The 17,956-nt window shown below is 54.5% G+C and carries 13 protein-coding genes; 3 read left to right on the top strand and 10 right to left on the bottom strand.

Annotated features, from left to right (window positions below; genetic code table 11):
* The first annotated feature begins 35 nt into the window (after positions 1-35).
* Positions 36-1,934 carry a tetratricopeptide repeat-containing sensor histidine kinase gene (locus ACAW74_RS12825; protein WP_370698594.1) on the top strand — a complete coding sequence of 633 codons (1,899 nt, stop codon included), beginning with the start codon at positions 36-38 and terminating at the stop codon, positions 1,932-1,934.
* Here the strand turns inward: ACAW74_RS12825 and ACAW74_RS12820 are convergent.
* From ACAW74_RS12820 to ACAW74_RS12810, 3 genes are read right to left on the bottom strand one after another with little or no spacing between them, the layout of a single operon-like run.
* A complete protein-coding gene (locus tag ACAW74_RS12820) occupies positions 1,931-4,786 on the bottom strand; it encodes a phosphotransferase (protein WP_370698593.1) in 2,856 nt (951 codons plus the stop codon). The two genes, ACAW74_RS12825 and ACAW74_RS12820, sit on opposite strands and share 4 nt — an antisense overlap.
* 56 nt (positions 4,787-4,842) lie before the next feature.
* The gene (locus ACAW74_RS12815; RefSeq protein ID WP_370698592.1) at positions 4,843-5,361 is read right to left on the bottom strand and encodes a hypothetical protein; all 519 of its coding nucleotides are present in this window, start codon (positions 5,359-5,361) and stop codon (positions 4,843-4,845) included.
* A 32-nt stretch (positions 5,362-5,393) separates the two neighbouring features.
* Positions 5,394-6,053 carry a response regulator gene (locus tag ACAW74_RS12810; RefSeq protein WP_370698591.1) on the bottom strand — a complete coding sequence of 220 codons (660 nt, stop codon included), beginning with the start codon at positions 6,051-6,053 and terminating at the stop codon, positions 5,394-5,396.
* A 370-nt stretch (positions 6,054-6,423) separates the two neighbouring features.
* On the opposite strand from ACAW74_RS12810, the gene metG reads away from it, so the two are divergent.
* Complete coding sequence (gene metG, locus ACAW74_RS12805; protein ID WP_370698590.1) at positions 6,424-8,541, top strand: methionine--tRNA ligase; 2,118 nt, start codon at positions 6,424-6,426, stop codon at positions 8,539-8,541.
* A 110-nt stretch (positions 8,542-8,651) separates the two neighbouring features.
* On the opposite strand, the gene ACAW74_RS12800 is transcribed toward metG, so the two are convergent.
* From ACAW74_RS12800 to ACAW74_RS12790, 3 genes are all read right to left on the bottom strand, one after another.
* Positions 8,652-9,065, bottom strand: a complete 414-nt coding sequence (locus tag ACAW74_RS12800) for a hypothetical protein (RefSeq protein WP_370698589.1) — start codon at positions 9,063-9,065, stop codon at positions 8,652-8,654.
* Between the two features lie 183 nt (positions 9,066-9,248).
* Positions 9,249-10,103, bottom strand: a complete 855-nt coding sequence (locus tag ACAW74_RS12795; protein ID WP_370698664.1) for a class I SAM-dependent methyltransferase — start codon at positions 10,101-10,103, stop codon at positions 9,249-9,251.
* A 238-nt stretch (positions 10,104-10,341) separates the two neighbouring features.
* Entirely contained in the window at positions 10,342-11,154 is an 813-nt protein-coding gene (locus ACAW74_RS12790) for an alpha/beta hydrolase (protein WP_370698588.1), read from the bottom strand.
* 156 nt (positions 11,155-11,310) lie between these two features.
* Between ACAW74_RS12790 and ACAW74_RS12785 the strand changes: the two genes are divergently transcribed.
* Positions 11,311-12,468, top strand: a complete 1,158-nt coding sequence (locus ACAW74_RS12785; RefSeq protein ID WP_370698587.1) for an ROK family transcriptional regulator — start codon at positions 11,311-11,313, stop codon at positions 12,466-12,468.
* Positions 12,469-12,493: 25 nt separating this feature from the next.
* Here ACAW74_RS12785 and ACAW74_RS12780 read toward each other — a convergent pair whose 3' ends face one another.
* Genes ACAW74_RS12780 through ACAW74_RS12765 form a run of 4 tightly spaced genes read right to left on the bottom strand, consistent with a single transcriptional unit; the run spans position 12,494 to position 17,900 of the window.
* The gene (locus tag ACAW74_RS12780; RefSeq protein WP_370698586.1) at positions 12,494-12,793 is read right to left on the bottom strand and encodes an ImmA/IrrE family metallo-endopeptidase; all 300 of its coding nucleotides are present in this window, start codon (positions 12,791-12,793) and stop codon (positions 12,494-12,496) included.
* A gap of 10 nt (positions 12,794-12,803) precedes the next feature.
* Complete coding sequence (locus ACAW74_RS12775; protein ID WP_370698585.1) at positions 12,804-14,405, bottom strand: FAD-dependent oxidoreductase; 1,602 nt, start codon at positions 14,403-14,405, stop codon at positions 12,804-12,806.
* Positions 14,406-14,419: 14 nt separating this feature from the next.
* Complete coding sequence (locus ACAW74_RS12770) at positions 14,420-16,567, bottom strand: hydantoinase/oxoprolinase family protein (protein ID WP_370698584.1); 2,148 nt, start codon at positions 16,565-16,567, stop codon at positions 14,420-14,422.
* A gap of 25 nt (positions 16,568-16,592) precedes the next feature.
* Positions 16,593-17,900: a citrate transporter gene (locus ACAW74_RS12765; protein ID WP_370698583.1), complete on the bottom strand. Its 1,308-nt coding sequence runs from the start codon at positions 17,898-17,900 to the stop codon at positions 16,593-16,595.
* Between the last annotated feature and the right edge of the window lie 56 nt (positions 17,901-17,956).

Below are 17,956 nucleotides of genomic sequence, written 5' to 3'. Positions count from 1 at the left end.
CAACAGGAAGACGAACATGTATACCACCTTCTTTCATGCGTATTTCCCTAACGATACTCTTGCTTGCCGTGTCTTGCAAGGTGGTACTTGGCCAATCTGGCGAAGTCGATAGTCTGCGGGCAGCATTGCGGAAATTACCACCAGTCGGTACGTCGGCTGTATCCGATAGCAACCGGTTACGCTTATTGTATAATTTAAGTGAACGGGATCATACAGATAAGCATGCCTCAACGTATCTCCAACAGAGTAGTGCTTTAATTAACCGTTGGCGATGGACAAAGGCTAAACCTTGGCAGTCGCTTTACGAAGGTCAGCTGCTGTTTCGGCAGAACTACATTTATCAGGCAATTGAAAAACACCTTGATGCGCTCACCAACGGTGAAGAACAGCGGCTTTCACCATTGTTTATTGCTACATGTCATCGCCGGTTGGGTTCCGACTATTTTGTGTTGCAGGAATATTCGCTGGCCTTAAACCACTATAAAAAAACGCAGTATTTCTATCTACGAAGTAAACCGCCAGTACCGTACATTGAACAGGTAGCTGTCAGAAACAATGTTGGTTTATGTTATCTGAACCTAAAAAAATATAATGAGGCAATCCAGCAATTTAAGTCGATTCTGGCTGATAGCCATCAAGCGAATGATAGCGTAGCGCTTTCCTGGACCTATTCAAACCTGGGCACTGCCCAACGGGATGCCGGTCAGCACAAACAAAGCATTGATAGCTTTGGAAAATCCATTGCATTCGATACAGAAGGCCCCGAGTCGGTAGCGTTTACAACCAGTGAACAGGCGTTGGCGTATCTGGCCTTGGGTGATTCGCTAAAAGCATTACAATTGAGTAATAAAGCTAAGAAATTAGCTGCTAGTAAATCATTTTTTGATAGTTATATTGCTAAAAATGCTTATCAAATTGAACGAAAGAATCGTCTTTTTAAAGCTGCATTAGCTGATTTAGAATACTACGATTCATTACGACTAAATGATGATAAAATTCTGAAGAAACGAAGCATCGATAGCTTTCGCCTAGCCTATGAGAATCAGAAAAAAGAAAGAGCTATAGAGCGGCAGAGTGTTCAGCAAAAGGCTCTCTTAATTACCATACTTGTGGTCGTATTATTTAGTGGGTATTTTGTTTTGAATCAGGTTAAGTTGAGGCAAAAAAATCGAAAAATAGAAGAGCAGAAAAGAATTATTGAAGTCACGAATACGGAGTTAATGACGCTGAACCAGGAATTGGAAGATCGGGTGGACGAACGTACCCGGCAGCTTCAACTGGCTTATGACGAAATAAAAACAGCAATGGTGCAGGGGCAAACCCTGGAACGAAAACGCATGGCGTCAGAACTGCACGATAACTTGGGCAGTATGTTATCGGGTATTCGTTTTCAGATGCAGGCCATTGAACCCGACGCGCTCCACCCTGCTGAACGCAATGTCTACGGGCGAGTGCTGGAAATGCTCGGCGAAGCCTACCACGAGGTTCGTCATATCTCGCATAACCTGCTACCCGCCGTACTGGAAACTCACGGACTGTATGCAGCCCTCTCGAAACTTGTAGCCGATCTGAACGTCAACAAACGAATTCAGTTTACGCTTCTAGCCGACTCAACACCGCATTTCGGCCAAACCACCAACGTCGAACTGTATTGCATTCTGCTCGAACTGATCACGAACCTGCTAAAGCACTCAACGGCTACGCGTGTTGTGATTGCTTTTTCCGACTGCCCCAACCATACAGGCATTGAACTACATGATAACGGACTATTATATGATTTTCAGGCCAACGCCGCTGGAAAAGGACTCAATAGCGTACTTAGCCGGGCCGAACGGGTCGGGGCCACCATCAGACACCACCCCAATGAACAAGGGGGCAATTGCGTTGAGATTTGCGTGCCGCTTGCTGAACGCTATGTATACTTGGGCAATTAAGCTAGATATATAGTATCTGTGCCAAGGTTTGGCGGCAGAGCAGTTACGTCATACACATCTGCCAACTCCACAATCGGTGTGTCTATATTATCTAGAAAAAGCAGGAAGAAATAGCCCAGTGCTGCTAGCCCATGCGTTAAGGTTGGGTTGAACTCGGTGTGGGCTACCTCATTGGTCGACTGAATGTACCCGTGCGGAAAAGGCATCCGGCTGTCAACGTACTTGGCGAGGAGCATATCGGCAAGTGGCATTTTTAGCATAAGGGGACGGTGAGTCACCTTTTGAAACAAGACCGACTGAAGCACCTTATAGGTGATTGATTCCTTGATCTCGCTAACGGCTACACGTTGGTTTGCCAGCTTATGTTGGACCGTCTTGAGGGCTGCATCGAGCTTTTGCCATCTTCCGGTCAAGCAACCTCTGAAACACTCCTCGAACATGCGTTCGTAGGGGCAGATTTTAGCTAGTTGCCCTAGAAAGAGTGCTATACCCAGCCGGTCAGCCTCTGAGGCCGTTTCGAAACCGACATTGCCATCCGCCATTTTCTTAAAGCAAAACCAGGTGCAGCGATTGCCATACCAGATGGCCTCCCGGCAAATTACGAACCCAATGTCGCGGGCGGCTTTCAGAAACCGTTGCTGCGGCATAAATGCTAAGGCCGCTCCCAGCCCTACATCAAGTAGGGCTGGTTTTCGCAGTCGCCAAGCTAGCTTGTCGATTCGGTGTTTGAACTCTCCTGCTTTAGGAAAGGGATTTCGATAAAGTTCAAAGACGTTATAGCCTGCTATTGCAAGCGCATCAATCATCTGGCCTTTTAAATGAAATTCATCGCGCGGCTTGCTTTGCTGGGCCGTGGGCTCAAAGTATGGCCCAACCGCCTCGGCAATGAGTTGAGCGCGGGCCGTCCCGAAACTCTGCATGGCCTCGGCTGGATTGTCACCATACGACAACCCACCAAAACCTTTGACTTTTTTCGTAAAATGGGGCGAAGCCTTTGTGTCGATGAACCCGGCATCGGCCAGACGGCGGTAGGTGTAGGTGATCGCGTCGAGTGCAGCCAGTACGTGCTGCCGATGCAGAAAGAGAATGGCCGAGTCGGTTCGGGTGTAGCTCGCCAGTGCGTTACGGAGCTTAAGCTGGAAGGGAATTTGCCGCTCGTTGAGTTTGGTGGAAATAAGTTCGATAAACAAGTTAATGCCATCGATCTTACCTTCTAAATTGTAGTAAAAGCGTGTCCAATTGGCCGAATCCTGTGCCAGCAACCGCTGTCCGTTCACCCACAAATCGTCGCTGGATTCTTTCCCGTCATTGGGCCGAACGATAAAGTGTGGAAAGAGGCGTTTAACGTATGAATGACGCCCTTTTTTCGCATTCCGGGCGTCGTGACTAAGGTATACAAACGTACCTGGCTGGGCCATCCGGCGGCAGCTTTCTTTCCGAATAACCAGTTGACCGGTTTTTGAAGCGCCCTCGACTCGCCACCAGAGGTCCTCATTGAACTGAATCTTTTCGGCATCAGGCGTTTCCGCGGCTCTTCCTTTCCGCGCCGGGTTATCCTGTTTTCCCAAATTACCCGTATACCAGCGGTAGATATATGTTTCAAGGGGTAGTTGGTCTTTCCCAAGGCCAATCTTCGTCCGATCCTCAACCAGTTTAGCTGCTAGTTCGTCGAGGTCAAGCATTGTTCCCTTATGGCTTTGTGCGTTTACACACTGTCGTCGCGTTGGTTTTCGAGGAGCACGTAGCCAGATCGGCGGTAGGGGTGGTTGGTTTGGTACATTTGGCACGATCAGCCCGGATTCTTTGTCAGGCTTCATTAACAGGCGTTTAGCCAGATCAAGCCACCGGGGAATCTTTTCTTCAGAGATGCTAGAAAAGCCGATCCGTTGAAGCAATCCAAAGTAGTGCTGTTGCAGTATGACTAATCCGAGAAACTGCTGAAGCCGAACCGGGTTGATAGCCCGGTAAAATGTATAGTGACTTAGAAAGTGGTTGAACGGCTCGATACTATTCCCAAACTCTGTCTCAGCATTCCGGTTACCAATCATGAAGTAGTGCAACACGATATACCAAGCACTTGCCAGATCCCAGTGCACGTCGCCCATGTCCGCCATTTCCCAGTCGATCAGGCCTTCAATTTCACCATCAGGAGCTAGCAGGATGTGTTCGCTTTTGAGATCGAAGTGGATCAGCGCATCGTCGTTCCAGGTAAGATGCTTCAGCTTATTTAGCAGCTTGGCTCCGTCCGCCAGCAGTTGATTACTCACGTCAGCCTGTTGGGGGGTGGGCGTACCAGCGAGCAGGTCTTCCAAATCGCGTACTGTCTGCACCATCAGCAGGGGTTTCCGATACCCAAACCGATTGGGCCAGCCTTTAGAAGCTACCTTTTTGTGAGTGATCGCGTGTGCAGTAGCCAGCACCGGCGCGAGCTTTTCATAGAATGCCTTCTGTGTGGCCGGCGACGGTGCCGAGTTCCAGACGGGTGGCTTTCCCGCAAACTTGCGCTGAAACAGCAGATACTGATATCGATCGTAGCCGACAAATGCATTCAGTTTGGGAAGCCTTGCCGCCCTGAACAACTCAAGCACATACGCCTCGTTGCGAATACTCGACAAATAAGTAGCTTCGTTGAAACGGGCTTGTTTTGCCAGGTACGTAACTTTTTCAGAATGCCCCGACACGTAACCTGTCACCTCAAAAACGCTGTTGCGCGTTTGTTGAATGCCCGCCAGATCACGTTCGACTACGCGGAGCGACTCCTGATCCCTTACAGTTTTTTTTCGGTCGAACAAGGCCGCCACTAAGGTGGAATTGAGCAGATGGCTGCCCAACTGGTATCCAGTAAAAAGCATGGTGTGACAGAGAGAGATTAGTCGGGTTGCCGGGGTCAGTAACCCGACCGAACCATTTATCCATTAGCTGCGGCGGTGTCGCCATGACCGGGCGTCTTCGAATCCATCGTTTCGATAACTGTTTCAGAATCAAACAAGGATTTGGTATCAAATTCAGCGAATTCTCGCTCAATCGTCGTACCTCCTGTGTTGTTACTGGACTTGCTGAATTGCAAAAAGAACGCCCCTCTGTTTACCCAAATCGCCATCTTACCGGGCGTATCCACGTCGACTTTCCGTAGTTCATTCAGATCAAAAGAAAACACGATGCCAACCGATGCAAGCTTGTCGCCCTCTGCCTTAACGAGGCGACGGAACATAAGCCACGACGTTTCGCCATTGACGAACGGATACCGGTCTCTTTTTTCCAGTTCAAAATCGTACTTCCAGACAAACCAGTGGAGATCGCCAACGGGTACGTCGGTAGTCGAGGCGGTTAGTTCGACACATTCGTCAGGGGTGGGTTTCAGGTCATGCGGGTATGCCTTGAAGTACTCGACAACATCGTTGATGTGCCCCACTCTCGTAAGTTCCATACGAAAAAACAGATTAAGAGTAAAAATTTAGTTTATTCAAACTCAACAAGGCCGTGGCGCAGGCCCCAGCGCATGAGGCCGATGGCGGTGCTGACGCCTACTTTTTTCATCAGATTGCGGCGGTGCGTTTCGACCGTCGTGCTGCTGATGTAGAGCTGTTCACCAATTTCGATGTTGGTAAGGCCGTCGGTAATCAGTTTCAGGATTTCCAACTCCCGTCTGGTGAGGGCGGTCACTTCGTCGAGGGTGGTGGGTTCATCCGTCGGCCGTGGATTGCTTGATTCAGACAGCTTTCGCTGAATACGGCTGCTGAGATAGCGTTCGCCCGCGTGTACCGACCGGATTGCCTTGATGAGTTCGGGCTTTTCGGCGCTTTTTACCACGTACCCAGCCATGCCCACTTCGAGCGCATCGCGGATACACTGCGGGTCTTCGTTCATGGTCAGCATGATGAGGCGGGTTTTCAAATCGCGTTCCCGCGCTTTGCTAGCCATCGCCAGCCCCGACAAGACGGGCATCTGGTAATCGGTCAGGACAACATCGACCGGGTTAGCTGTGATGAAGTCCAGGGCCTGCCAGCCGTTGTGCACCGTGCCCACCACTTCGAACCCATCGACGGATTCGAGGAGCATGCGCAGGCCATCAGCGACAATGGGATGATCGTCGGCAACTAAGATGTGGATAGGGGCCATGTGAGCAGGTAAAACAAAGGTAAAATACAGTATACTTTATAGTTAGTGGTTAAGCAAATGTATGAACCTGAGTAACTTAGCCATCTACTGTCTGGATAGTATTTTTGGGTAGTATTAATAAAATCAATACTGATTTCCTGAAAAGGATACGGCTACGATGGCGCTTCTTTGTCAGGTGCGGCTGGGTACGTTGCCTAATCTGGATAAAGGATTGAAACCGCCGAGGCCTGAGGTAACCAGTTAGCGCCTGAATTGGCTAATTTTGCGGCCCAACGAAAATGAGTTTGACAGTTAAGGTTTGGTAGTTGACGCTGCGGTGCTTACGGGCGAACCGCCTCAAACCCCAAACCGAACCGTTAGCTAAGCTGATATGCCTCTCGACAATCCACAACGATATACCGTTACGGCGGCGCTGATCTACGCCAACGGGCCGATTCACATCGGCCACTTGGCCGGCTGCTACCTGCCCGCCGACATTTATGTGCGCTATCTCCGCAGCACGGGCCGTGACGTGGCGTTTATCTCCGGCACCGACGAGCACGGCGTGCCCATCACCATTCGGGCCAAAAAAGAGGGCATGACGCCGCAACAGGTGGTCGATAAGTACTACACGCAGATCAAGGATTCGTTCGAGCAGTTTGGTATCTCGTTCGATATTTATTCGCGCACCTCGAACCCGGTCCATCACGAAACATCGCAGCAGTTTTTCACGACGCTGTACGACAAAGGCTATTTCGATGAAGAAGTGACGGAGCAGTATTTCGATGAAGTGGCCAACCAGTTTCTGGCCGACCGCTACATCGTGGGTACGTGCCCGGTTTGTGGTAACCCCAATGCCTATGGTGATCAGTGCGAACGCTGCGGCACAGCCCTCAGCCCGAATGAACTGATCGAGCCCCATTCGACGCTCTCGGGGTCGAAACCCGTGAAGCGGCAAACCAAGAACTGGAACCTGCCCCTCGACCGGATGCAGCCCGATATTGAGGCCTACGTGAACAGCCATACCGAGTGGAAAACCAACGTGTTTGGTCAGTGCCAGTCGTGGTTGAAAGAGGGCCTGCGCCCCCGCGCCATGACCCGCGACCTCGACTGGGGTATCAAGGTGCCGCTGCCCGATGCCGACGGTAAAGTGCTGTATGTCTGGTTCGACGCGCCCATCGGGTATATCTCGATGACCAAAGAATGGGCCGAACAGCAGGGCCGCGATTGGGAACTGTACTGGAAAGACAAGGACACCAAGCTGGTGCACTTCATCGGGAAGGACAACATCGTGTTTCACTGCATCATCTTCCCCGCCATGCTGATGGCCGAAGGAAGCCTGATTCTGGCCGACAACGTACCTGCCAATGAGTTTATGAACCTCGAGGGCGACAAAATAAGCACGTCGCGCAACTGGGCGGTCTGGCTGCACGAGTACCTCGAAGACCTGCCTGGCAAGCAGGATGTCCTGCGGTATGTGTTGACGGCCAATGCGCCTGAAACCAAAGATTCGGAGTTTACCTGGAAAGACTTCCAGACGCGCAACAACTCCGAATTGGTAGCCATTCTGGGTAACTTCATCAACCGGGCTGTGGTGCTGACCCACAAGTTCAACGGTGGCGTGGTGCCGGGCGCGTCGGTGGCCGACGATGAAACACAACGAGCGCTGGACCACGCCCTACTCGACGAACTGGCGCAGTACCCCGACCGGATCGGGCAGGCGATCGAGCAGTACCGGTTCCGGGAGGCGCTGGGGCTGCTGCTCGATGTGGCGCGGCTGGGTAACAAGTATTTTGCCGAAACCGAACCCTGGAAAGTCGCCAAAACTGATCCGCAGCGGGCCAACACCGTGCTGAACCGCGCCTTGCAGATCGCCGCTAACCTGGCCATTCTGTGTGAGCCCTTCCTGCCGTTTACGGCTGAAAAACTCCGTGCTCAACTCAGTTTGACCGAGAAGCTCGACTGGACCAACGCGGGCCGCGCCGATCTGCTGGTAGAAGGCACGCAACTGGCACCGGCCGAACTGCTCTTCGCCAAACTTGAAGACGATTTTATTCAGGTACAGATCGATAAACTCAACAAAACCAAAGAGATGAACGCTGCCGAACAAGCTGCTGCTCCAACAGATGGCACGCCCGAATCCGTAGAGACGCAATCCCTTGCGTCTCCTGCTGCCCCCAAAGACACGATCACATACGATGATTTCGTGAAACTCGACATTCGCATCGGCACCATCACCGAAGCCGAGCGCGTACCGAAAAGCGACAAACTGCTGAAGCTGCGCGTAGACGATGGCATGGGCGGTCGGCAGATCCTGAGCGGTATCGCCAAGCACTTTACGCCCGAAGAACTGATTGGTCAGCAGGTAACGTTCCTGGCGAACTTGGCCCCGCGCAAAATGATGGGGCAGGAGTCGCAGGGGATGATCCTGATGGCTGAAGATGCCGACGGCTCACTGGCTTTGCTGCCGCCGCACAAAGCGGTCTGGAACGGCGGGACGGTATCGTAAGTAGCTGAACGCGAAGCGCGCGAAGGCAAACGCGAAGGGCGCAACGAGTTTTTGGCAGAATAGATGTCTGCTATAAAAACCCGTTGCGCCCTTCGCGTTTGCCTTTGCGTTTAAGGGTTCCCGTATTTGGCGGAGCGGATGGCCTCCCATTCTTTGGCGGTACCCCCGTTGCTGAAATGCTCGTCTTCGTCCTGCATTTCCTGATCCCACGAATAGGCCGTTGTGAACTGACCGGATGGCGAAAAATCGACCTGAAGCACATTGGCGCGCGGGTGCCCGTCGCGTTTCCGGTTTTGGTAGAGCTGTTGCATCGCCTCCGTCACTTCCTCCGAAAAGTCGGTCGTGAGGGGGTGATCTTCGCCGGTTGGGTCCAGATACGTGCCGGCAAACTCGATGTCGGTGGCGTGGTTGGCCGGGTCGCTGAGAAAATGGACCGTGAGGCGGCAGATGGTCCAGTCGCCCTGAATCTGCTCCGTAGCCGCGTCGATTAATGAAGTATAGATCGTGTTGGTCGTCATGCGCATAACGTCAGGTACGTAGCAAAGGTACGCCAAAACAACGGGAGGTGACCCGACGACGTACCCAGCACGCCCCGATTGTGGAGTCTGGCGATGTTGATCCTGCAGAGAGGGTTTGGCCCCCGCCCGATCTGACAAAACACGGCCATTTATAACCCGAATTATAGACGGCCATACTAATTGCGCCAGTTACCGATTAACGGTTACGAGCAGGTAAGTAGCCGATAGGCAGGTTGTATCAGGGTCGTCACTTTTATTGAGACTGTTGAACAAAACAGTCAGTTCATGCTGCAATTCTTCGGCCCGGCCATTTTTCTCTGCCGCTTCGAAGGCGTTCATTGTAGGACCGTAAAAATTCTTGAAAACGTTTACGAATTCAGACGGCGGATAAAGTGCATTAAACGTAAAGGTATCCCGCTCGAAGGAAATCTGTTCGGGGGCTATACCCGCTGCACCAAAGCGTTCGATTACCTGATCATCTATCCCCCACAGCATAGGGCTGATAAACCCCTCGGGCGGGGGCGGCGTATAGGCAAAGCTAATCTTTAGTATCTGCGCAACCAGTGTAGGGTCGCCTGGTATCCAGTTACCCATAATGATGCGCCCACCCGGGCGGGTTACGCGAACCATTTCCCGCGCCACGTCAACTGGTTTCGGAGCAAACATGGCTCCAAAGATACTGATAACCAGATCGAACGATTGGTCGTCGAGCTCGTGCAGATCAATCGCGTCACCCTCCTGAAACCGACAATTGTCGAGACCAGCAGCCTGTGCTCGCCTGTTGCCGGCGTCAACGAGGTTCCGGGCGATGTCGACGCCCAGGACGGTTGCGCCAAGTTGGGCGGCGGGTAGAGCCGTCGTGCCGTCGCCGCAGCCCAGATCAAGGATGTTGAGCCCCTTTGGGATACCTAGTTTGCCAACCAGCGCTTCGCCACTTTCCCGCATGGTCTCGGCAATCCGGGTAAAATCACCCTTCTCCCACAATGCTTTGTTCGGATTCATATCGGTGTTTTTTAGTGAAACACCGTAAAAAGTAAGGCTAATTAATTGGGCAGTCGTACCGTTGACTAAGTGGTCTTATTTACAGGTAAAAATTTACCGATTACTAAGAATTCAAGAGATTAGTAATTGGTTTGTTGTATCTAACAAATAAACAAAATTAGGTACGTATGTTTTTGTTACGTTGCTTAACTAATTTCGTACGATTGACAAAAAAACAAGTTTGATTAAGTGGATAATTGTCTGATTGAATTAGCGATAGATATGCTAAAAATTACTAATATTATTGAGTAAAGGTTTCGAAAAATAGCAGCGTATCAGCTAGGTGCTGTTCCCAATAAGGCCACTCGTGCCCACCGGGAAATTCCGCATAGACGTGGTCGATGCCTGCCGCGAGCAGGGCTTCGTGTAGGTCGCGGTTGGGCTGGATAAGCGGGTCATCGACACCGCAATCGAACCGGATCGGGCAGAGCCTTGCCCGGTTTTTTTGTGCCAGCGCCAGCACGCTTTGCTCGGTCGGGTCAGTTTGGGCGTAGTGGGCCAGTTCTTCTTCCACAAACTGCGCCATCTGCGGCAAATCGGTAATAGACGACAGCCCGCTCACCGCCCGGAAGCGGTCGGGGTAGGCCATGCCCAGCCGCAACGCCCCGTAACCACCCATCGATAGTCCTGCCAGAAAGAGCGCATCCGGATCAACAACGTACCCACGGGCAGTGGCGGCTTCGGCAACGGCGCTGGGTACGTCGTCCAGAATCCAGCGGTCAAACTGGTAAGCGTTGTGAGGCAGGTAGCCGCTGCCATCGCCCCAAAGACCATCAGACGGCATGGCGAGCGCAACGGGCTTTAGCTGCCCACTATCGATGAGCCGGTGCGCCGTGCGGTGAGCGCCGCCTTTCTGCGCCCACGCCCAATGGCTGCCGTACACGCCATGCAGCAGTACGACCAGGGGGAGCGGCTCAGGGGCCGACAGTTCAGTCGGGGGGAGCCAGAGCGTGATGTCGCCGCGCCCGCGCAGGTTGGGCGTTTTTACGGTTATCTGTAGTAGTCCCTCGTGCTCAAAACGTGGGTCGGAAATGTCAAGGGTTCGGAATGGCATAGTGCGTGATAATAGGTTGACAACGTACCCAGCGCGTTCGTGACAACTGACGCGGAATCGCCCCCAAAGTAACGGATAGCCGTTTTTTATAGCTGAACTCTATCTTTGTCTGGGCTACCGAAACTGCGTTCGGCTTAGTTGGGATAGGGACATGGAATGAGAAGTTTTCTTGACAATCTAGGCGCTGGCAACAACCAAAGTCTGCAAACCCGAAAAATCATCCAATATCTGTTGCGTGAAAAAGGGAAAACCGTGCTCGAAATCCGGGACTTCTGCGGGCTTAGCCTTCCCACGACGATCAAATTCGTCAATGAACTGGTCGATAAAACTATCCTGATCGAGTCGGGTAAAAAAGAGTCGTCAGGCGGGCGGCGGCCAACGGTCTACAACCTGAATCCAGATCAGGGCTATATCGTTGGGGTAGAGTTGTTGCTTAAGTCGTTCAGAATGAGCATTATCAACCTGCACCACGAAGTAATCTACGACTACGAGACGGATAATTTCGACATCAGTCAGCGCGACGCGTCATTCGACTTTGTAGCCCGCACGGTACCGACGCTTATTCGTAGCAAGGGCATTGCCGAAGAGAAGATTCTGGGAGTAGGCATTGGGATAACGGGCCGGGTCAGCCATGCCAAAGGCATCAGTTACTCGTTTCTGCATTTCGACGAACCCCTGACCGAGCGACTGGAAAAGCTATGGCCCTACCCGGTATATATCGACAACGACACCCACTTCATGACCATGGGCGAGCAGGTGTTTGGGCTGGCCCGCGACAAACAGAACGTGGTGTATGTCAACCTGAGCCGGGGGTTGGCGGTCGGCCTGATCTCGAATGGGCAAATCCATAACGGCCATTCCTACTTCGCGGGGGAGTTTGGACACGTTACCTTTTTCGACAACGACAAATTGTGTATCTGCGGTAAGAAAGGCTGTCTGTCGACGGTTGTTTCGGGCGCGGCGCTGGAAGAAAGCTACGCCGAAAAAACAGGGCGCTATCTTCCGTACCGGGACTTGCTCGCTCTGTCGAAACAGGGCGACCGGGTGGTGAACGAGTTGCTGTCGGAGATGGGCGAACAGCTTGGAAAAGCCTTATCCATGCTGATCCAGGTGTTTAACCCCGAACTGCTCATTCTGGGCGGGCGCTTTATCGACGTGGGCGACTACCTGAACTACCAGATTATTCGTGGCCTGAGCCTGCACAGCCTGCCCCAGCTCCTGGCCGACTGCGAATTTCAAGTGTCTCCGCTGGGCGAAAAAGCCGAAATGCTCGGGGCTTACGCGCTGGTGATCGAAAAGGTGTTTGCGCCTTGACAGACCGGGTTACCGGTCGCTAGTATTAGCCTCGCAACAGGGTTTCGGCAAAGGCTTGGGCTATCGTCTCTTCATCCTGGCGCGAGACTGTAAGCCCTGCGTCGTGGATGAAAAAATGCCCTAATTCGTGCGCCAGAATAGAAGCCTGCGCCAGCGAAGCATTCAGATTGATGCAGATGGTGCGGGTTTTGGGATGGTACTCGCCCAGCGTAACCGGGTGCCAGCGTTCGTACCGAACCACTACCCCTGCCCGGCGCGCCAGTTCGGCCACGTCACTGGTGCCGTAGCGTTGCATAACCTGTTTAGCGAGTTCAGAGCCGGTCATCTGAGTAGGGTTAAAGAGCGTGGCGGTGGGGGTCACCTTCCGACAGAACGAGGGTATCGGGCCAGCGAATTTCCACGCCCCGGCTGATCAGCACCGACTGGAAATCGGCCAACAGCGTTGGCGTGTCGCGGACGTGCCGGGGTGAGACATCACGTTCGAGGCAATAAGCCAGCAAGTTTCCCACCGATTCGCCGATGTTCCACTCGATCGGATGCAGCCGGTAACAGCCGTTGGTGATGTGTGTGGTGCCAATGTTCTTACAGACCGGCAGCAGATTGTCGACCCGTTTTGGCAACAACGCACCCAACGGAATCTGAAACGGCAGGCTTTCGACATCCACGTAGTTGTCGCCGCCCACGCTGGGGTGCAGATCGATGCGGTAGAAACCCAACCCTACCGAATCGGCAAAGGGTTCGGCCAGGGTTTCGCCCGGTCGTAACTGAGCTGACAGGTGCTGTTCTCTGATCGTGAACGCCGCCTGAATACGCCTCGACTCGCGGATATAGGGCCGTTTGGCCAGGCCATCGGTTGTGCCAACCACGTCGGGCCGGAGTTTCAGCCCCCGAAAGCCGAGTTCGGTTTGCAGGTAATACAGAAAGGAGAGGCTTTGCGCTTTGGCTTCCTCAATGTACTGGGTATGTTCGGCCGGGGTGGCGTGGCACAGATCGCCCAGCAAGTAATCGATTTGCGGGTAGTTGACCAGCGTAATGTCCGACCCGAACGCCCCCGGCTGAAACTGCTCTTTGTCGAGAATGCGCCGGTACGTCCACAGGCCCGCAAAGGCTCGGTTGGGTTCGCGGTTTGGCTGGAAGGTATAGTGAACGGGTTGCAGCGTGCGCGGGCTGAGGCCCGTCAGCTGGAGCAGCGGTCCCGGCCAGGGTGGCGACAGCGACGGGATAAATTCGCGCCAGAAATCATACGTCGCGGGTTTGTCGATGGTCCAGTCTTCGCCCTCGTGGTAGCTCATCGCAAAACACATCGAAAAGGCCTGCACATTGCCGGGGCGGGCATCCGGCAGGGCGCTGGGTTCTCCGGTATCGGCCCGGCTCTCCGAGCCTGTCACGTATTCAGTGCCGGTAAGTGGCAACAGATCGCCTAGTTCGGTGGCATCGACAACATAGCGGGCCAGAATGGAAACCGTTTCGCCAGTTGGGGTATGCTGTAGCGTTACCGATTGAACGACATTGCCTTCGCAGGTGGCGTCGATGGGTGCGTGTTCATACAAAATCGTCAGGAGCTGACGGTCGATGTAGGGCTGTAGCATCGCCTGCAACACGCGCAGAAACACGAGGGGTTCGGCACAGAGCGGCGATACCCAGCCATTACCGGGGTTGAGCGTTGGGTTGGCGCGGGCCTCGTCGGTCAGCGGGTAGTGGGTGCGGTAATAGTCCCGAACGCGCTCGCGGAAAGCCCGGTACGTTTGGGTGCCGCCAAATTGCTCGATCCAGCCGTGTTCGTCGGGTGGGGTAGCCTGGGTGGTAAACTGCCCGCCAATCCAGTCAGAATCGTCGGTCAGAATAACGGATAGTCCGGCTTCGCAGGCGGCCAACGCGCAGGCGCATCCGCCCACACCGCCACCAACGATCAATAGTTCTGTTTGTAAATGATCCATTCGTCAGGAGTCTGTTACTGCTTGCGGGCGGCAATCAGCACAATGGGTTCGTCGCCGGGTCGGTTTTCGAGTTCGGTTTGGGCCAGCGCCAGCGCCTGCTCCAGTTCGGCCAGCCCCGATAAGTTGATGATCCGGTTACCGGTCAGTATCTGGATGTCGGGCAGGCTGCGGCCAGCATCGCCAAAGTTGGTCAGGTTGGTAATGACTTGCTCAAGCTCGGCTGCCACCTGGCTGATTTGGGTCGTGTATACCTCTGCCTGATTGCGTTGCAGCCGCACAACACCTGTTTTGTCTGTAACCCGAACGGCAAGCTGTCGTTTTCGAAACAGGCCGAAAAACGTGCTGGATTCGGTCTCGACGCCAAATGCGTACAGGCCGCTCGTTTGGCCCAGCAACTGCACCTCAGGTACGTTGGCCCGCATCGACCGCGCCGCCGCCGCCCGGCAATCGTCGAGGGTGGTGCGTTTGGCATTGTCCTCTTTTCGGAGTTCGGTGGTGCCGAAGGCCGTGGCCCGCACCAGGTTCCGCCGAATGTCGACTTCGATCTGCACTTCGATGGTTTCGGGCAACGCGCCTATCTTCATGACCGCTTCGGTAGCTTCGCGCCGGACGGCCAGAATATCTTCGGGCGAGGGGTCGACCATGTTGCGCTCGATGGTATCGCGTACCATCGCCAGCGCCACGCCGATGGTTGAGATCACTTCGGCTTTTTTGGCAAGCCGGGCGGGCAGGCCCATCAGTTCGCCCGTAAACAACACCAGCGAAGCGGCACCTCCGCCGCCGCCAATCAGTTCTACGGTATTGCGGTCGAGGTGGTATTCGGCGATGAGTTCGTCGAGCTGTTTAGCCACCTTTCGGCACGAAATTTCCAGCACCAGCCGGGCGGTCTCTTCGGGTGTTTTTCCGATTTTATCGGCCAGGGGTTTAAACGCCAGCCGGGCGGCTTCGGTACTGCCTTTGGCAAAGGCCGTATCGGGAATAATGCCGAGCAGGTTGGCCGCGCAGGTGGGCGTGAGGGAAAACCGCTGCCCCTCGGTGGTTTCGATGGCCGTGTAATCGTCGGCGTCTTTATCGGTGGGGCGCAGGTGCACCAGTCGGGCACCGGTAAACAACTCGGTGGGCTGGAAGCAGGCGTAGGCGAGCCCCGCAATATGCGCCGACCGGGAACCCACATCGACCAGCTTGCCCCCGGCTTCGCGAATCATGCTGCCGCCGGCAATGGCCAGTGTGCGCACGTCGAGGGTGTTCAGGTACGTTCGATGCCCGCCCACACGCGCATTTTTGGTCTGGGGTTGTCCGTCGCGGATGACGGAAATATCGGCACTGGTGCCACCCACCTCGATAAAGATGCCGTCGGATACCCGCTCGTGCATGAGGGCGCCCGCAATGCCCGCCGCCGGGCCAGAGAGCATGGTCATGATGGGGCGGCGGTGTACTTCTTCCACGCTCATTACGCCACCATCGGAGCGCATAATCATCAGCGGGGCGGTGATACCTGCCTGTTTCACGCACGCATCGGTCATGGTGGCCGTGTGAATCATTTTGGGCAGAATCGCGGCGTTGATCACGGCGGTACGGGTGCGGGTACGTAGTCCATAGAGCGTCGATACGTCGTGTCCGCTGGTGGCGAGTAACCCTGCCTGCCGGGCCCGTTCGCTCACAAACACTTCGTTCTCGTTCTGGTCGACGCCAAAGGCCTCCGACGCTACAACCACGTCGACGCCCTGCTGCCGGAACGTCTGTAGTTGCCGGTCGATATACTCGTTGTTTAGCTGCCGATTCGGGCAGAAGGCATGTTCGGTGTGCAGCCAGCGATTCGGCGCCAGTTCGATGTCAGGTACGTTGGTGTCCGACTTCGCTTTGAGGGCTTCCCAGCCGCTGCCCATGCCAATGATACCGACTTTGGCGACGTCGCCTTCAAGCAGGGCGTTGGTGGCCTGCGTGGTCGAGTGGGCGATAAACAGGACATCGTCCGGGTCGACGGAGAGCTCGGCCAGGGCGCGGTTGATGGCGTTGATAATGCCCAAGGCTACACCCTGCGTGGCATGGTGCGTGGTCGGCACTTTCAGTTGCGAGATGACTTCTCGCGTGGCATGATCGACCACGACTACGTCGGTAAACGTACCGCCAACGTCGATACCTACCCGGACTTGTCTTTTCATGAGACGGTTTGTGATCAATACGGGGTCAGAAGAACAGCGCGGCGGCGATCAGTAGGCCCACGATGCACACGAGCATGGCGGGAAGGAGGGTTTCTTTCGTCAAGCCTTCGACGGGTACGCCCACAAAATTGGCGATCCAGACGTTGTGCGTGTTAGTCGGGTCGCAGATGTTCTGCACCTGCACGACGCACATAATCGCCGCCAGTAGGGCCAGTGCCGGTAAGATGCCCGTCGCGAACATAATCGTGAACAATCCCACCCCAATGCCGAAGATGTTGAGCGGCCCCCGGTAGAGCGACAGGGGCGACAGCAGCCCGAAAAAAGCGATGTAGAAGAACGCCGACCCGAACGGCAGGGCCACGATCAGGGGTTCGAGGGCGGTTTTGATGGGAGGGAGGTTCAGCGCGTTGAGCAGCATACCGATGCCCATCATCAGAATGGCCGCCGGAGCGCCGTCTTCGATGCCTTTAATGGCCGACGACGCCAGCATCTGAATGGACGTGCGCAGGTTGGTGGTGACGACGCCGTAGAGCGACCCGATGATGAAAGCCGCGATGAAATCGAGTTTGATGCCGAGCGCATTGAAGCCGATGAACAGGACGAGGGGTACCACCGGCGTGAGCAATGCAATGGCGGGAACCGCTTTCCGTTTGGCGGGCTTCGTGGCGGGAGTGGTTTCTTCTTTGGCGGCTACGGCCGAGAGCAGCAACACCTCGCCCGACCGTTTGGCGGCGATGAGCGCGTAGACGATCACAAACACAATCATCAGCCCCAGCAGAATAAAGGCAAACGTAAGGGCCTGGGCAGGCATGGGCTGGTTATCGGGCAGTTGGAGTAATTGCCGGTAGAGAGTAAAGAGAATGGGGTTGAAAATGAAGCCCGTCGCAAAGGCCAGCAGAAACAGCACCCCTGCCAGCTTGCGGGGAATGCCGAGGCTCATCATGATGGGCAGCACCAGCGACCCAACGGTGATGATGGCGCCCAGCCCCTGCAAAGTCGTGAAGAGGATGGCCGTTACCAGCATCAGCCCGAAGGCCACCACCAACGGGCGCTCACCGCCAAATTCGGCCGCTCGTTTGATGATTTCTTCCGCAATGCCCGCCTGAATCAGCACCCGGCCCATCATGGCACCGGCAAACACCGCCACATAAACGGGCGCCAGTTTGACCGAGCCACCGGCAATGATTCCGTTCAGAATGTCGGTTGCGTTGAACCGGGCAAGTACCGCAATCAGCACGGCCATGGCGGGCAGCGCAATCAGGGCGGGCATCTTCCGCAAAAACATCAGCGTGGCAAAGACCAGAAAGATGAGGAGTAAACCGATGGCTATCATAAGGGCACGTTTAGGCAATCAACTGGCTGATGAAGGTATGCTGTGGCTGGGCAGCG

This window comes from Fibrella musci (genome assembly GCF_041321105.1).
Classification (GTDB): Bacteria; Bacteroidota; Bacteroidia; order Cytophagales; family Spirosomataceae; genus Fibrella; species Fibrella musci.
This window is presented reverse-complemented; position numbering and strand designations above follow the sequence as displayed.

Excerpts from the sequence above, each read along its gene's own strand:
- ACAW74_RS12825 (WP_370698594.1), top strand. The coding sequence starts at position 36 with ATGCGTATTTCCCTAACGATACTCTTGCTTGCCGTGTCTTGCAAGGTG.
- ACAW74_RS12820 (WP_370698593.1), bottom strand. The coding sequence starts at position 4,786 with ATGCTTTTTACTGGATACCAGTTGGGCAGCCATCTGCTCAATTCCACC.
- ACAW74_RS12815 (WP_370698592.1), bottom strand. The coding sequence starts at position 5,361 with ATGGAACTTACGAGAGTGGGGCACATCAACGATGTTGTCGAGTACTTC.
- ACAW74_RS12810 (WP_370698591.1), bottom strand. The coding sequence starts at position 6,053 with ATGGCCCCTATCCACATCTTAGTTGCCGACGATCATCCCATTGTCGCT.
- metG (WP_370698590.1), top strand. The coding sequence starts at position 6,424 with ATGCCTCTCGACAATCCACAACGATATACCGTTACGGCGGCGCTGATC.
- ACAW74_RS12800 (WP_370698589.1), bottom strand. The coding sequence starts at position 9,065 with ATGCGCATGACGACCAACACGATCTATACTTCATTAATCGACGCGGCT.
- ACAW74_RS12790 (WP_370698588.1), bottom strand. The coding sequence starts at position 11,154 with ATGCCATTCCGAACCCTTGACATTTCCGACCCACGTTTTGAGCACGAG.
- ACAW74_RS12785 (WP_370698587.1), top strand. The coding sequence starts at position 11,311 with ATGAGAAGTTTTCTTGACAATCTAGGCGCTGGCAACAACCAAAGTCTG.
- ACAW74_RS12780 (WP_370698586.1), bottom strand. The coding sequence starts at position 12,793 with ATGACCGGCTCTGAACTCGCTAAACAGGTTATGCAACGCTACGGCACC.
- ACAW74_RS12775 (WP_370698585.1), bottom strand. The coding sequence starts at position 14,405 with ATGGATCATTTACAAACAGAACTATTGATCGTTGGTGGCGGTGTGGGC.
- ACAW74_RS12770 (WP_370698584.1), bottom strand. The coding sequence starts at position 16,567 with ATGAAAAGACAAGTCCGGGTAGGTATCGACGTTGGCGGTACGTTTACC.
- ACAW74_RS12765 (WP_370698583.1), bottom strand. The coding sequence starts at position 17,900 with ATGATAGCCATCGGTTTACTCCTCATCTTTCTGGTCTTTGCCACGCTG.